14 protein-coding genes and 1 pseudogene are annotated in these 16,496 nt (G+C 36.2%); 13 read left to right on the top strand and 2 right to left on the bottom strand.

From position 1 onward, the window contains the following. Nucleotides 1-188 precede the first annotated feature (188 nt). Complete coding sequence (locus ABE65_RS11440) at nt 189-1,229, top strand: serine hydrolase domain-containing protein (RefSeq protein ID WP_066394925.1); 1,041 nt, start codon at nt 189-191, stop codon at nt 1,227-1,229. A gap of 360 nt (nt 1,230-1,589) precedes the next feature. Next, nucleotides 1,590-2,177: a DUF1349 domain-containing protein gene (locus ABE65_RS11435; RefSeq protein ID WP_066394924.1), complete on the top strand. Its 588-nt coding sequence runs from the start codon at nt 1,590-1,592 to the stop codon at nt 2,175-2,177. A gap of 203 nt (nt 2,178-2,380) precedes the next feature. Here ABE65_RS11435 and ABE65_RS11430 read toward each other — a convergent pair whose 3' ends face one another. After that, entirely contained in the window at nt 2,381-2,980 is a 600-nt protein-coding gene (locus ABE65_RS11430) for a nitroreductase family protein (protein WP_066394922.1), read from the bottom strand. 233 nt (nt 2,981-3,213) lie between these two features. Between ABE65_RS11430 and ABE65_RS11425 the strand changes: the two are divergent. Then, nucleotides 3,214-3,544, top strand: a pseudogene (locus ABE65_RS11425) (alpha-amylase family glycosyl hydrolase); the annotation flags it as partial. A gap of 785 nt (nt 3,545-4,329) precedes the next feature. On the opposite strand, the gene ABE65_RS11420 reads toward ABE65_RS11425, so the two are convergent. Further along, a complete protein-coding gene (locus ABE65_RS11420) occupies nt 4,330-4,932 on the bottom strand; it encodes a TetR/AcrR family transcriptional regulator (RefSeq protein ID WP_066394916.1) in 603 nt (200 codons plus the stop codon). Nucleotides 4,933-5,183: 251 nt separating this feature from the next. Between ABE65_RS11420 and ABE65_RS11415 the strand changes: the two genes are divergently transcribed. The 10 genes from ABE65_RS11415 (at nt 5,184) to ABE65_RS11370 (ending at nt 16,422) form a co-directional block, all read left to right on the top strand. Further along, on the top strand, nt 5,184-7,601 hold the full coding sequence (locus ABE65_RS11415) for an efflux RND transporter permease subunit (RefSeq protein ID WP_066394913.1): 2,418 nt from the start codon (nt 5,184-5,186) through the stop codon (nt 7,599-7,601). A 568-nt stretch (nt 7,602-8,169) separates the two neighbouring features. Then, nucleotides 8,170-9,363, top strand: coding sequence for a M14 family zinc carboxypeptidase (locus ABE65_RS11410; RefSeq protein ID WP_066394911.1), 1,194 nt, complete (start codon nt 8,170-8,172; stop codon nt 9,361-9,363). 223 nt (nt 9,364-9,586) lie between these two features. Continuing rightward, entirely contained in the window at nt 9,587-10,153 is a 567-nt protein-coding gene (locus tag ABE65_RS11405; protein WP_066394908.1) for a GNAT family N-acetyltransferase, read from the top strand. Nucleotides 10,154-10,463: 310 nt separating this feature from the next. Further along, a complete protein-coding gene (locus ABE65_RS11400; protein ID WP_066394905.1) occupies nt 10,464-11,471 on the top strand; it encodes an AraC family transcriptional regulator in 1,008 nt (335 codons plus the stop codon). 47 nt (nt 11,472-11,518) lie between these two features. Further along, entirely contained in the window at nt 11,519-12,313 is a 795-nt protein-coding gene (locus ABE65_RS11395; protein WP_066394899.1) for an SDR family NAD(P)-dependent oxidoreductase, read from the top strand. Nucleotides 12,314-12,703: 390 nt separating this feature from the next. Further along, nucleotides 12,704-13,666 carry a helix-turn-helix transcriptional regulator gene (locus ABE65_RS11390; RefSeq protein WP_066394898.1) on the top strand — a complete coding sequence of 321 codons (963 nt, stop codon included), beginning with the start codon at nt 12,704-12,706 and terminating at the stop codon, nt 13,664-13,666. A gap of 76 nt (nt 13,667-13,742) precedes the next feature. Further along, complete coding sequence (locus ABE65_RS11385; RefSeq protein ID WP_066394897.1) at nt 13,743-14,372, top strand: type 1 glutamine amidotransferase family protein; 630 nt, start codon at nt 13,743-13,745, stop codon at nt 14,370-14,372. A 242-nt stretch (nt 14,373-14,614) separates the two neighbouring features. Then, nucleotides 14,615-14,902, top strand: a complete 288-nt coding sequence (locus tag ABE65_RS11380; RefSeq protein ID WP_066394896.1) for a hypothetical protein — start codon at nt 14,615-14,617, stop codon at nt 14,900-14,902. A 288-nt stretch (nt 14,903-15,190) separates the two neighbouring features. Then, nucleotides 15,191-15,607 (top strand): NAD(+)--rifampin ADP-ribosyltransferase, encoded by a 417-nt coding sequence (gene arr, locus ABE65_RS11375; protein ID WP_066394893.1) that lies wholly within the window; start codon nt 15,191-15,193, stop codon nt 15,605-15,607. Nucleotides 15,608-15,834: 227 nt separating this feature from the next. Then, nucleotides 15,835-16,422, top strand: coding sequence for a non-canonical purine NTP pyrophosphatase (locus ABE65_RS11370; protein WP_066394888.1), 588 nt, complete (start codon nt 15,835-15,837; stop codon nt 16,420-16,422). Nucleotides 16,423-16,496 lie beyond the last annotated feature (74 nt).

Below are 16,496 nucleotides of genomic sequence, written 5' to 3'. Positions count from 1 at the left end.
ACGATATTATAAGGAAAAATATGGTATATTTTAGATTGTGGTTTACATATTTGTAACCTAACTAAGTTTATAAAAGGCGGTTTTTACAATGATAATTTCAAAATAATAGGGATGTAGTCTAGTTGTTCAGGCGCATTCCTAATTTTATCAGAAATACCGATATAGTAAAAAATTCAGGAGGAATGGCTATGAACGTGATTTTAGAAGAGAAGATAAAAGATGTAATCGATCAAATTGATTTTTCAGGTGTTGTGTATGTTGAAGAGAACGGAAAAGGTATATTTGAAAGTGCATGGAATTTTGCTAATCGCTCTGACCAAATAGAAAATAAGATCGATACGCGTTTTGGAATAGCATCTGGATGTAAACTGTTTACGGCCGTTGCAATCTATCAACTTGTAGAAAAAGGGATGATCTCATTCGATAAGAAGTTAATAGATTGTCTAGACATTCCTTTTAAACATATTAGTTCAGAAGTGACTGTCCATCATTTACTCACACATACTTCAGGCATACCTGATTATTTTGATGAGGAATTTATGGATGATTTTGAAGAACTGTGGGTTGAAAACCCCATGTATCACATAAGAAGGTTAGAAGACTTTCTACCCTTGTTTCAAGATCAACCTATGAAAAATCAAGTAGGAGCTTCGTTTTCTTATAACAACGCTGGTTTTATTCTACTGGGGTTGATTGTAGAAAAGGCAAGTGGGCTTGATTTCTCAGATTATGTTCAAAAAAACATATTCGATAAAGCTGATATGACGGATTCAGGTTACTTTTCATTTGATTCACTACCTGCAAATACTGCAACAGGATATATTGAAAACTCTGATGGAACATGGAAAACAAATATATATTCATTACCTGTAAAAGGGGGAGCAGATGGTGGTGCATTTGTGACCGCTTATGATATGTCCAAGTTCTGGCGAGCATTAATGGGTTACCAACTCTTAAACGAAAGAAACACAAGACAGCTTTTAACACCATATACACAAGTCAATGAAACGAGTTTTTATGGTTATGGTATTTGGATAAAGAAAAACATAGAGAACAACATCTTTAAATATCATGTAATGGGCTATGATCCAGGTGTCAGCTTCCATTCCGCACACTATCCGGATGTATCTATTAATGTGGTCATCTGTTCAAATAAGTCAGATGGTGCGTTCGATATTATGAAAGTGATCGAAGAAGAAGTAACAAACAAAATAGCGGTGAAAAAATAGAGCTATTAATTGAAATGAAGTGAAAAGTGACTGACAGGCTAATTTTGTCGCATGATTTGGGCATGAGTAGGGGGAAACCTTACTCATGCCCTTTTAATCTTGGAGACAAGAATAGGGCAGAAGATTGTTACGACATTAAAGTAAAGTCGGCTGATTGGAAATATTAAACACATGTTTAAAAATATCTCAATTTTCTTGTTGTTTTTAACCCTAAAAAATTTGAGTTTATCTTGGTATTAATGATTTTCTTATACCTACCTTATATTATCGGTAGTTTGGTTATGCTAGAAAAGGTTTGTATGACTCATCTTTCTATTTATTTGTAACGTTTAATAAACCTGAGAATAATGGAGGTACCAAATGAATTTTATTGAAGAAAATAATAGATGGTTATCAAAACCTACTACGTTTGATATTGGAGATAACCATATATCCATTACAACAGAGCCGCATACGGATTTATGGCAACGAACGTATTATGGTTTTCAAAATGGTAATGCTCCGGCGTTACTTTTACCTGTTGAAGACAAGTACTTTACATTCACCGTACGCACCGACTTTAATTCTAAAAGACGTTTTGACCAATGTGGCGTCATAATCTATCAATCAAGTGATAACTGGTTCAAAGCTTCTATTGAATATGAGAATGAAGACTTTCAACGTCTTGGTAGTGTTGTTACAAACAACGGGTATTCGGATTGGGCAACCACTGATATTCCTGCAAAACAAAAACACATGTATTACAGATTAAGCCGACGTGAAAGTGATTTTTGCATCGAGTGTTCCTATGACGGTATTCACTATAAGCAAATGCGAATCTTTCATCTGTTCTCTGCAGATCATGCTGTAAACGTTGGGATCTACGCGTGTAGCCCTGAACACTCTAGCTTTACAGCTGAATTTTCAGAGCTGAAAATATCGGAGTGTTTATGGCAAGAGCATAAATAGTAAAACAAACCAAAGTCTTTATAAGAGTCCTGGGTGGTTGCCTGGGACTCTTCGTCATTTCTTTATATATTGTTGTTAATTTAAAACCCATGTATATAAAGAGCTTAAAGAGTATGTTTGGTTGAGTCTATTCATAGAAAATTACCAGTTGTTTAAAAAACGATAAAAAAAGTCTAAAGATATAACTTTAGACTTTTCCGGTTTTATTTAAAGTATTTCACACGATCTTCAATCGGTTTAAACTCTTTTTCTCCTGGTTGTGAAGTCGGTTTCCCAAATGGCATTTGTGCGATTAACTTCCAATTAGAGGGGATGTTCCATTCGTTCTTAACTTCTTCATCGATTAGAGGATTATAGTGTTGTAGAGATGCTCCTAAGCCTTCAGCTTCGAGTCCTGCCCAAACGACTAACTGATGCATTCCTGATGATTGTTGAGACCAAACTGGAAAGTTATCAGCATATAATGGGAACTGTTCTTGAAGAGATCGAACCCCTGCTTCATCTTCAAAAAATAACACCGTCCCAAACCCAGCTTGAAAGGACTCCAACTTTTGCCGGGTTCCTTCAAAATTCTCTTCAGCAACGATTTTCTTTAACGTTTCCGTAGTAATATCCCAGAGTTTATCATGAGCGTCTCCCGTCAAAACGACAACGCGAGCCGTTTGTGAGTTAAAAGCAGAAGGAGTGTGTTTTACTGCAAATTCAACTACTTCCTTTACTTTTTCTTCAGACACTCCAACGTCTTTTGAGATCCCATAGTACGAACGTCTTTCTTTTAGTGCTTGATAAAAATCCACAGTCAAAGTGATTACCTCCTAATCAAAGTTTCAGTTTTTTTAACATTTGTTTAATTATAGGAAAGTGTTAACTATATTGTCAAATTAAAGCATCTAACAAAAAATTAGTGGGATGCATTTCTAATGCAGAAGAGTGTGCTGACCGGTTAATACTCATCTGTGTGGTGAAGCGTGATCTTATTGAAGGTTAGAAAAAAAGCGCAAGAGTTATCAATTGTATGTCCAAATTCAAAGTAAGTGGAGGAGATCTTAAAGGAATCTTTCAAAAGCTCGATTATTTGGTCGATCTGGGGATTAGGGGTTCCTATTTGACTCCGATCTTTAAAGCTACATCTAATCATAAATATGACACGATCGATTATATGGAGAACCCGCATTTCGGAGATAAACAAACGTTTAAACAGTTGGTCCACGCTTGTCATGAAAAAGGTATAAGAGTCATGTTGGATGCGGTTTTTTAACCATTATGGATACTATTTTCCAGCGTTTCAAGATGTGTTAGAAAAGAAAGAGAGATCGCTCTACAAAAAATGGTTTCTTATAGATGATTTTCCCGTGAAAACAGAGCCGTGCAATTAACATATGGAACCGAGTGGTATCTATATTTAGCACACCGAATTGCGGAGTATCCGCCAAATATCTATACTGGGATTACAGACGTCATTGAATGGCCAGGAAACAATAGTTCTCTTTATTAATACTAACTTTATAAAAAATGGAAAGCGACTAGAAAAAAAGATAGTCTGGTCGTTTTCCTATTACTTGAGCTTTAACAATATGTTTGATGCGATTTTTCGTACTCATTGGTTTCGTTATACGTTCGTCACCACAATGATTGAAAACGAAGTACCGCTTGTTGATGTGAAAGAGTGAGTCGGTCACTCAGATATCTCAACTTCCAATCTCTATCTAGAACGAGTGAACAAAGGAAAGAGTTATCAGCGCCGTAAGCCTTATAGCAGGTGACATAGCAATATAATTGTTAATTGACATAAAAAAACCACCAGGTTTTTGTCATGTCGTTTACATATAGCCATATTCAGCAATCCCACCATTTAGTTTAAGTAAAATATGTTAAAGTTGAAGAATGAGCATTTTACTTATATCTATCACTTAATCATTTAATTGGGGAAGTAATACTGTCGAAGATTGTTAAGTGGAACCTAGTGTATCGAATGTGAAGAAAATACTATATGCTCTAAGAGAAAGTTGGTCTTATGATTATGCATCCAAGTAGATGTTATCATCAATAATGTCAGTTTTAACAATAACAACGATGTCATTAACATATATGTTGTTATGTATTGCAATTTTGTTCTTAATATATTATTCAACCTAATATTATATTTTTTGAATCATTCATAATCCACGTTCAATAAGCCTGCCGGACCTTCCATAAGAAGGTTGGTAATACTATCTGCCATGTACTCTGAAGCATACATCATCCCATTTTGAAGCCACCAAACGATAACACCAAGAATAGCTGAAGATAAATAGCTGATAAGTATCCCTCTAGGAAGTTCCTTTTTTTCAGACAAGTTGAGGTTTTCGTATTCTGCTGAAAATTTATTAAAGAAAAATTTTGTTAGTTCTTGATTAAAGTTGGGTGTGTCATGACTAGAAAGCATAGTTTTAAAAAATGTTTGTTCTACCCGTATCGCGTCAAACACGCGGATAAGCATCTTCCTTAATTCTTCCAAGTTTAGTTTGTTATCACGAAAATGTGTGGATGGTTGAATTAGATCTGATAATCTCGTAAGCGTTTGTTCTGTTAATTGGTCGAGTAGATCGTATTTATCTTTATAATGCAGATAGAAAGTACCTCTACCAATAGTTGCTGCATCAGCGATATCTTGAACGGTAATTGCTGTAAAACCTTTTTGATTGATTAGTTCTAAAAAGGCTTCTCTAACTAGTTTTTTTGTTCTTATAATACGAAGGTCACTTTTTTTAGCCATTTTTTATAATCCCTCCCTAATTAAAATGTAACATAAGAAAAAGACATAATGTTCAATAAATCCAATTGAACAATTATTAATTATTCGTTCAATATTTCAATGAAATATGTCAGAATCACTTTAAATGTTTGATATTATACATACTTATAAATATTGAACATTGAGGTTACTCTTATTATCTCCTAAAATTTTATTAAACATACTGAGTTTTATTGAACAGAGTGTTTAAAAATATGCAGGAGGAATAAGAGATGAGTAGATGGTTTAGTTTCTTGGCGGAAAAGATTATCCATAGTCCGAAAAAGATAATTAGTCTTGTATTACTTTTTACAGTGATACTAGGGTTTGGTGTGACCAAAGTTCAAGTTGATCTTGGGCAGGGAACAATGATTTCTCACAAAGATCCGATTTATAAAGCCACGGAAGAATATCAAGATCAATTCGGTAGTGATACGTTGTTCATATTGCTTTCAGGTAATCAAGATGATTTTTTATCAACAGATAACCTTTCAGCGATTAACAAGTTACAAGAGAGATTAGTAGAAAAAAAGGAAATTCAATCTGTATTCAGCTATTACAACATTATAAAAAATGGGACAGATCAAGCTACAAACATGCAATTGAAGATGAAAGAGCAACTAAAAGAAGTTGTTGAAAAAGCTGTAAGAGAGGCTGCTTCGAGTGGTGCAACACCAGCACAGCAACAAGAAGTCGCTCAAAAAGCACAGAATGCATTTCTAAAGAAATTGAGTGAACAAAACGGCGTTAATCTTAAGGCACTGCAGGAAGCAGGCGCACCATCCATACAGAATGAGAAGTTTGTAAAAGGACTTGTGTTAGACAAAGAAGGAAACTTGAATGAGATGTTCAAGACGATTATGCCTCAAAACGGAGAACATGCTTTAATCGTCATGAAGATAAAAGGCGGTATTCCCTATGATAAACTTTCTGACATAACAGAAGACGTTAGTGATATAACAAATGAAGCAGGATTAAAGAATCTTGAAACAAACATATCTGGAACTCCCAAGATATATGGAGCCATCTACAATAGCATGATGAAAGATATGTCTATCATGCTTGGCCTTTCACTAGTATTAATGGCAGTCATACTCTTTATTGTGTTCCCAGTCAAATGGAGACTCTTATCGCTTCCTGTAGTGCTCTTGTCTTTATTCTGGACGATAGGAATCATGGGTTATATCGGAGTACCGATGAGTATGGTAACCATGGCGATCTTGCCGATTTTAATTGGTCTGGGTACCGATTTTGCGATCCAATTCCACAATCGATATGATGAAGAGTTAAAAGCCGGCAAATCTGTAAAAGAAGCAACGATGCAATCTATTAAGAAGATGGGTCCAGCAGTTGGTATCGCTGTTTTTGCGATGACGCTAGGTTTCATCACATTGCTCATCTCAAAAGTACCTATGATTCAACATTTTGGCATCATGCTTTCTGTAGGCGTGATTGTTTCCTACACCGTTAGTTTGCTGTTGATGTACACGGTATTTATGTTACGTGACCGTTCTGTTACATCAAAAGCTATTTCGACCTCTAGTAAAATGGAAGGTTTCATGAAAAAATTAGCTACCTTCACTGTAAAGAAACCACTTCTTCTATTATCAATAGGTGTGGTGCTTTCAGGAAGTGGATTCTATATCGACCACTCACTCAAGGTAGAAACGAATATTGAGAAATTGATGCCACAAGAAGCGCCAGAGTTAAAAGAACTGAACGAACTTCGCAAGATCATAGGTTCGACAAACGAGATTTCATTCATTCTTAAATCTGATGATGTAACAAATCCTAAAGTAGTTAACTGGATCGCAGATTTTGAAGAAGAACAGCTGAAAAATCACCCTAAAATCGAGACAATTACAAGTATCGCAACGATTGTGAAAGAAGCAAACAGAGGAGAAATCCCAAAAACACAAGATGAGATTGAGACCATTTTAACCCAAGTTCCAGGAGAACTAAAAAGTAATATCATTTCAAGTGACAGAAAAACAGCAGCTGTTTCCTTCACGATCGGAAATATCGGTATGAAAGAGCAAGCTGATCTATTGAGTCAGATCGAGAAAGAAATTAATCCTCCATCTGGAGTTGAAATGAATCCAGCAGGTTCTAACGTCATTAACATTAAATCGGTGGAATCTATGACTGAAAATCGTCATTTATCTGCAGGAATGGGGGTAATTGCGATTATCGCGGGACTTCTGCTAGCTTATCGACGATGGAAGATGTCCCTATATCCAGTTCTTCCGATTGTGCTTGTTGTAGGATGGTCCTCTCTTATGATGTTCCTGTTAGACATTGAGATCAATCCACTAACAGCAGTACTAGCTTCACTTGTTCTTGGTATCGGAAGTGAGTTTACTATCCTGATTATGGAGCGCTATCAAGAAGAACTTGAGAACGACCTATCACGAGACGAAGCGTTAATCAAAGCAATTTCTAAAATTGGAAGGGCTATTACGGCTTCTGGATTAACCGTAATCGCTGGCTTCAGTACCCTTATCTTTTCTGAATTTGTGATGCTGCGATCGTTTGGAATAACAACGGTTTTTGATACATTCTTATGTTTGATGAGTGCTCTATTTATTCTTCCGTCGATTATTGTACTTGTTGAAAAATATAAACCTGAAATTAACAAAAAGGTTAGTTGAGACTATGAATAAAACTGTTCGAAAAAGTTGCTTTATTATAAAAAAGCCGCAATCAAGCGGCTCTTTTTTCTGAATTCGTATGGTCCCTATTTTAACCATTCGAAGCGGTATTTCTCTAAAGGATAAGCAACACTTATTGTTTGGTTATTCTGGTGTTTTTTTGAGACATTTAAGTTCTGCTTTGAACTGCATTTTTTTCTATGATAATACAAACCGAGATACGTCTGAAGTCATAGAGAGATTAGCGCTGTGGTCAGAGTTTTAATTGTATTATTAACGTTATGGAGAGGGTAATCAAACATGAAGTTTGGGTTTGACGTGTTTACTTTTTTCCTCTCATTGTAAACAATCCCGCATGTTACTTTATTTTCAATTACCTCAACTGAACTGATGGTGTACGATTCACTCAAGGTGATTACTTTCACGTGCAAAAGAGCATAGAGCCAATGACTCAGTTTTTTTATGATAGGTAAATTGTATGAATTATCTGATTACTAATTGTATTCCTTATTTTGGTGTATTAGTATATGGCTTATGCAACAAAATAAGGGAGTGACAGAAAATCTACATGTTCAAACGAAAAATGGTATACACACTCGGCGCATTGGTCCTATCTGCTACCCTTACAGCACCTACTTTTGCCTCGGCAAACACGTCTCCTGGAACACCTGATCAACAAACGTTCTCTGTAGAGGGCTTTATCAATCATGCAGAACTCTCTAGCAAGCTGCAGCAGATCGCAACAAGCTCTCAAGGAAAAGTAAAGGTTGAAACGGTCGGACACTCTAACCGTAACCGCGAGATCTACAAAGCGACAGTTGGTACAGGTAAAAAAGTGGTAATGATTCAAAGTGAAATCCATGGAAATGAGAAAACAGGTACCAATGCCATTTTAAATATCCTTCAGTTCTTAGGATCTAATTCTCCTGATGCAAAGAAAATCCGCAGTGAGATTACGCTTGTTGCCCTTCCGATGGTAAACCCAGATGCGTCTGAATTGGATCGCCGCGGAAACGACATGAACTGGAACGAAGTTGTGAGGAAATTCCCGCAGTTAACAACGGCAAAGCCATCTTGGAATTATTATACATACAAAAATGAAACATACGATTATACGTCTAAACCAGGATTTGATGTGAACCGTGACTTTAACCCGGATCTTAACTATGTACCCAAAGCATCCGATTTTCCAGGTAAATCGTCTACTGCAGGATGGTATATCACTCCTGAATCACAAACGGTACGTGATGTGTATAAAAACCTTGTAAAGGAATTTGGAAAGGTCGAAGCGTTCATTGACCTCCATCACCAAGCACCTTACTACGAGGTGGATGGTACGGATAATCTTGTAACGTTTTCCATCTCCGCGCAGTTCGTACCTAATCCAAAAACGACTGAAGGTGCAGCCTATACGCAATATGCTGATAAATATGACTATGATTACTCCAGACAGCTGAACGTTGCAGTGTATAATGCGATGCAGCAGCAAGGTAATTCCCCATTCGGAAACATCTCATTGTATCCACAGAATCAGAACCTGCCTGGAACAGCACTTGGGTCATTCGCACTGAACGGAAGTGGGACGGTGCTCTTTGAAGTTCGAGGCCAAACACAATCGTTTGGTCAAAAGAAAAAAGGCCAGCTTGTTAAAGCCGTAGAGCGCGGACTATACGGAGTCATTGATGGCGTAACCGATGGTTCTGTTTATACCATCGATCCTGAAAAATATGAGTCCATTCCATTAACAGAAGGAAGACAGTAAGAAATAGGGGGAACTTCCTTTGAGAAGTTCCCTTTATTCATTGAGCTGTTTCTTCATTCCACAACGTTTAAGCTATTTATTCGAAAGATGGGTGCTTGATCCAAGAAGGATTAACGCGCTTTTTAAGGAAGCTTTTGAATAAATGTAGAAGAGTTGGTGTATTTTCATAAAGAAGAAATACTCTAACTGCTATTCATTAGATTAATCAAGGAGAGAGAATCCTATGAATCCATTATTATTAGATATCCCTTTGCAAATGAATACGGAAAGGCTAATTCTTCGAGCACCTCTTCAATCTGGGGACGAAGAAATTGTGAGTGAAGCCATCAAAGATTCATTTAATGAGTTAAAAGTGTGGCTTTCCCTTTTTCAAGAAATTCCTACTCTTGAAGAAACAGCTATTTTATTAAAAAATGCTCACATCAATTTTTTGAAAAGAGAAAGTTTTCGTTTCCTGATCTTTAAAAACGGTGGAGGCAAGGACTTTATCGGAACTGCGAGCCTTCATAGGATTGACTGGGACATTCGAAAATGTGAAATAGGATACTGGATAAATACAAAGTTTAGCGGTAATGGATATATGACCGAAGCCGTAAAGGAGTTAGTTGACTTCGGATTTAATCACCTAGCATTGAAGAGAATGGAAATAAGATGTGAATCAAGAAACGTAAAAAGCCGCTTTATACCTGAAAAACTTGGTTTTACACATGAAGGGACATTAAGGAATGATGATCTATCCGCAGACGGTAGCAGGCTGACAGATACTTGTATATATTCTAAAATAAATTAATCTTGCTCAACTTTCGGTTGAGATTGCGGGATATAAAGCATATTTTTTTAGTAATAACTTAAGATTTTAAGGTACCATTGTTGAAAAGGTAAATAACAAAAACACTAATAGGTTTGGTGTTTTTTTGTAGCTACCTACACAACGGCAGTTATATATGAAATACTAACGCATTTATTTGGCGTAATCGGCAAGTGAAATGTCGTCCTCTGCTAGTTACAGAGAAAAGTTGGATAGGTATTGTATTAACTGTACTGCTAATCATATCCAAGAATAATGTTTGTGTAGATAGTGATAGGGAGGACCTGTATGTATGACGTCTCAATCTCGAATAAAAATTCCGGCAGGATTTTGGACAGGATTAAATCAACTGGGGATTGCCGCCCACGATGTGGTTAGAAAAGCACGACTTCCGCTCACCATTATTACTGAACCAGATGTCACAACCGCCCAATATTTGGCGATTTGGCAAGCTTATTCCGATCTCATTGATGATAATGCAAAAGGAATTATCAAGCTTACGACCGGTTTTAAAACAGCGCATTACCCTCCTAGCGTTTTAGCTACTTACCACGCTCGTTACTACCGTGACGCTCTGAAGCGAATGGCCCGGTACAAACAACTTTGCCCCCCTGAAACTTTACGTATCATCGAGAAAGGCGAGCACTGTACAATCGAACTGGATTGGTTGGATATCGATCAACCCGGTCCGCCTCTGCTGATAGGTATTACACTAGCATTTCTTCTGGAGCTAGGGCGCCGCGGAACAGGTCACCCTTTAAAAGCGAGGTTCGTCGAATTCACACACGCTATGGGGGATATAGAGGTACTTGAAACTTTTTTTGGATGCCGTATCCGAATCGGTGCAAATTGTAACAGGTTGACGTTACATAGAGGAGATCTGGATCGTCCCTTTGTTTCGTACAACGCGGAATTACTAGAGATTCTGACTCCTGTACTGGATAAATCGTTGAATGAGCAGCAAAGCAGTCGCTCAATCACCGAGATGGTCAAGTGGATAACGAAACGGAGCTTAACAGGAGGGCGTCCTGACATTCAGACTGTCGCTAGCGAATTGGGGATGAGTGATCGTACCTTACAGCGCAGACTGACTGAAGAAGGGACGAACTTCAAGCATCTGTTGACACAAGTGCGACATGAGCAGGCACGAGAGTACTTGGCGGACCCCTCGCTCGATATTAAAGAAGTGGCATTTCTGATTGGATATGAAGACCAGAACTCGTTCTACCGTGCCTTTCGCCTTTGGGAAGGTGATACTCCTTCAAATTGGCGTAATGAACAATTAGTACACACTCAATAAATAGAGATAATTTTTCACACTAAGTAGATACAGGAGATCAATAAATTATGGATATGGAATTAAACAATAAAACAGCATTAGTTACTGGATCAACGAAAGGTATAGGTAAAGCAATTGCCATTGAACTTGCTAAAGAAGGTGTTAATGTACTAATTAATGGACGAGATTATGAAGAGGTAGAACGAATTGTAAATGAAATTAAATTAGATTTTCCAGCTACCTCTCCTCAAAATGCTGCAGCCGATCTAGTGGATATTCAGCAGAGAGAAGCTTTATTTAGGAAATACCCCAATATTGATATTTTAGTTAACAATATGGGGATATATGAAATCATGCAATATGAGGACGTAGATGATGAAGTATGGGAAAAATATTTCCGCACTAATTTTCTTGTTGCAAATGGATTATCTAAATTTTATTTACCTAAAATGTTGAACAATGATTATGGTCGCATTATCTTTATTGCGAGTGAAGAAGCAATGATGCCTTCAGGACAAATGCCTCAGTATTGTGCAACAAAATCAATGCTATTATCATTGTCAAAAAGCTTATCTAAATTAACAAAAGGAACAGAAGTTACTGTTAATACAATTCTACCAGGACCAACACTCTCTGAAAATGTATATCAAATTATTGAAGGGATCTACCCAAATGAAGATATGAATTTTTCAGAAAAAGAGAAAGAATTTATGACTACAAACCTACCTCAATCTGAAATACAGCGTTTTATCAGACCTGCTGAAATAGGTAGATTGACTACATTTGTATGTAGTCCTTATGCCTCAGCGTTTAAAGGAGCTCCTATACGTATGGATGGGGGAATGGTACCGACTATTTTTTAAAATTTTTTCATTTTACTACGATAGGCTGCTCGTAAAAGGAGGGGCCTATTCATTTAATGAATTTAATATAATTATATATTCATGAAATAGCTAATTGTGTGCATCTCTTCAAGAAGAGATGTTTTTTTATTGAACTGGTATTACTTTAAACTAAATTTAACGCTATGCTAAGAGTCTAACAGTTTGATTTCTATAACTATAAAGTAATTCTGAGAGTTTGCAGACACCTATAGCCTGAAAACTCTTCATTATTATTATGCTCTGTTAAAGGTAATTTGGTAATCTGAAAAGTGTAAAAAACACACTAAATACAGAAAATATTCTTTTGTTGTGAGCTATACTAGAGTTTGGATATATAGAATATGATTTAAATAGAAGTGGAGTTTTCTTATGCCTAAAATTGACAATATGCTAGCCGTTTTATGGATGCTTCGGTCAGGTGGAAAAGTCACTGCCAAAGAAATCTCAGAGAAGTTAGAGCTGAATATAAGGACGGTATATCGATACATTGATACCCTTTCAACAAGTGGTGTACCTATCATTTCAGATGCAGGACATAATGGTGGATACTCTCTATTGAACCATTTTATAGAGGCTCCTCTTTTCTTTGATATTGAAGAGCAAACGTCACTGTTTCACGCAGCTGTTTTTGCAAGTGAAGCGGGCTATTATGGAGGTGAAGCACTCAATAGAGCGGTATCCAAACTAGGTAAATACTCAAATCAAGAACAGGAAACAAAGAGAAACCAACATTTATCAAGTCTTGAAGTAATCAGTCGATTACGTTCATCCTCTGTAGAATCTACGTTAAAAGAGCTGGAGACTTCAGTAGCTGATGAGTACTCCATAAAGATTACTTACCAAAATAGTAAAGAGAACCAATCAAGTGATAGATTGATCGATCCGTACAGAATTATCTTTTGGCATAGGAAATGGTATGTGATTGGTTTTTGTCATCTTAGGAAGGAAGTCCGGAGTTTCAGAATAGATCGAATCGAGAGGTTCATTCAAACCGAAGACAAGTTTATTCGGCCAGTAGATTTTTCAGCTTCTGACTTTTTTATGAAGAACCTACTGCCAAATGTTGAAGATAAAGATAAGAGCACCACTTTAGTTATTAATGGGAGTACAACAGCTTTGGAAGAGATTTGCCAACATTGGTTTTTAGGACATTATTTACAAAGTCAATCATCAAATCAAGCAACATTTCTTCTGGAAAAAGATATATTACATACATATGTTCCTCACATGCTTTTACCATATGGTAGATCTATTCAAGTGATTGAGCCTATAAATCTTAAGAAAAGGATTATTGAGGTTCTGTCAGATCTAATAAACTTTCATCAAGTATGATAACTTCCCTGACGTTAGCTGTCAGGGAAGTTATTTTATAATTGTCTATATTACTTGTGAAAAGGAGTGTTATTGGATGGAAACAAGAAGCGTTTATTTATATGTATGTAATACCATGTCAGACTGGGAGTATGGTTATTTGATTGCTGAACTACATACAGGGAGGTACTTTAAAAAAGATACAGCACCTTTAAAAGTAGTAACTGTGGGAGCTGATAAAGACATAATCACTACGATGGGTGGACTACGAATCCAACCAGATATATCAATTGAAGAGTGCAGTCTAAAGAGTAAAGATCTTTTAATTTTACCTGGAGGAAATACATGGGGAGAAGTTGTTCATCAACCCATCTTGAAAAAAACAGGCGACGCTTTAGAGCAGGGTTCGATTGTTGCGGCGATTTGTGGTGCAACAATAGCACTTGCGAATATGGGGTACCTAGATATGAGAAAGCATACGAGTAACAACTTAGACTACTTGAAAATGGTCTGTCCGAATTATAGGGGAGAAAAGTTATATGAAGAGAGACCAGCAGTTGTTGATGAAAATTTGGTTACGGCTTCAGGAATAGCTCCTCTAGAATTTGCGATGGAAGTGTTGAAAAGATTAGATGTATTTGCACCGGATACTTTACATTCATGGTATAAGCTCAATAAGACTCAAGAGCCTGAATACTTTTTTCAGTTAATGAACTCTATGGAATAGATGAGTTTGAAAGATTACCGTAGGATAGGACAGCTTGAAAACGTTAAAGAGTATAAATTTTATAAAGGAATACGGTAAGATCCAGAGATACGTTTTATTTTGGCGTGTCGTTTAAAATAGATCCATTTGTAATGATGATGGAGTCTATACTTTTTTCCCTGTGACTTTTTAATTCTCATGACCCATTCACTGCTGTAGTGAAATGAAGTATGATGGTTTTCAGGAATCACGGGGGTGTCATCTTGGTTATATACACAAATAAGGTCTATGAAAATAAGAAAGGATACCTGTACATACCGGTTATTTGGAGAGAAGAGTTTAACATTCATTGTGGTTTAGAGATAGGAATCGATTGTTATCATGATTCTATCCTTGTCATTGATAAGTCTTTAAAAAGAGAATATAAACAGATAATTTCTAATAAAGGATATCTTACCATTCCTTACGCGTTAAGGCAGAAGTTGATCAGTAATACCTTTCAGATCATTATTGAACAGAAAGATGAAAGAATTATATTGGCTCCAAAATAAAAAGACACTAGTTTCGTAGGATGAAAAAAAAACGATAGGTCCTTAGTTTTATTTAAAAACATATATTGTCCTAACAGATATAGGAACATATGGTGTACATAAAGAGGAAGCCAGTTATTTACAGTAAAAAGCCTAATTCCATTAGAAATTAGGCTTCAGTTATTTTTAAAACGAGAGCTTCTACTTCAATTATACCTCTAATGCTAGATCAATAATAGACTACTCTTTCTAAGGTTTAAATCATATACTATTAAAAACAAATCTAAAAATAGTTAGAGGTGTCTGAGTATGAATGATAAAAAAGAAATCTTAGATAGAGGTCCTTTCTTTCATGGTACAAAAGCAGAACTGAAACTAGGGGACCTGTTAGAACCGCTATACTTATCTAATTTCCAAGACAAAAAATCTAACTATATTTATTTCACCGCAACATTAGATGCTGCCAAATGGGGTGCTGAGTTGGCACGAGCACAATCAAAAGAGAGGATCTATATCATAGAACCACTAGGTGAATTTGAAAACGATCCGAACTTAACCGATAAAAGATTTCCCGGAAACCCGACACGTTCTTACAGATCGAAATTCCCTCTAAAAATCATAGCAGAATTAAAAACATGGGAAAGGCATTCCGACCAAGAGATTAATCAGATGCAAACACATTTAAAAACCTTAACCGAACAAGGAAAAAACGTAATATACGATTGATTTTTATAATATTTCTGTACTCAAATGAAACCGGCTTATTGTATGAAACTAAAGATAATAGATGGTTAACCTTAATTTTGGGTTAACCATTTTTATTAGACGTTTTTAGATTGTTATTTCATAAGATACATATAAAATGAAAAGTAAGATTTGAAATAGTTAAAAGAAGCATTCTACAGGATAGATTATGACTGGAAAGAAGTTATACATAGAAGGAGCTTTTTGTTATGAAAGAAATCGTTTTTGTAACGACAAATAAAGGGAAAATTACTTCAGCTGAAAAGGATTTAAAACATATAAAAGTGATCCCAATCGAAACAGAGTTGAGTGAACCTAGAAGTGACGATATTAAAGAAATCGCAAAACAAAAAGTGTTACAAGCGTACTCCATCGTTCAGCGTCCATGCATTGCTCTGGATTCGGGTTTCTTTGTTTCTGAATTAAATGGATTTCCGAGAGCCTATGTTAATCATATGTTAGATACGATTGGTATTGACGGCATCTTAAAATTGTTAGGTGATGTAGAGAACCGTTATGCAGAATTCAGGTCGTGTTTGGCATATTATGATGGCGAAGAAATAAGGTATTTTGAAAGTAAATCTCCTGGTGTCGTTTCAGAAGAAATTAGAGGTACTGAAAATAGAAACAAATGGTCAGATTTATGGTACATATTTATGCCGAAGAATTTTGATAAGACACTAGCTGAATTCAGTGAAGAGGATTTTGATACATACAATCATACAAAAGAGGATTCATGTATGGTCCAATTTGGCGAATGGTACAGTAATCAGAAACAATTAGTAGATGTAGAATAGAGACAAGATACAACCTTGTTTGTTAAAACGGATAGAATCTTGAGAAGTCATAAATGCTTATATAAAACTACGTT

Source organism: Fictibacillus phosphorivorans (genome assembly GCF_001629705.1).
GTDB classification, from domain to species: domain Bacteria; phylum Bacillota; class Bacilli; order Bacillales; family Fictibacillaceae; genus Fictibacillus; species Fictibacillus phosphorivorans_A.
This window is presented reverse-complemented; position numbering and strand designations above follow the sequence as displayed.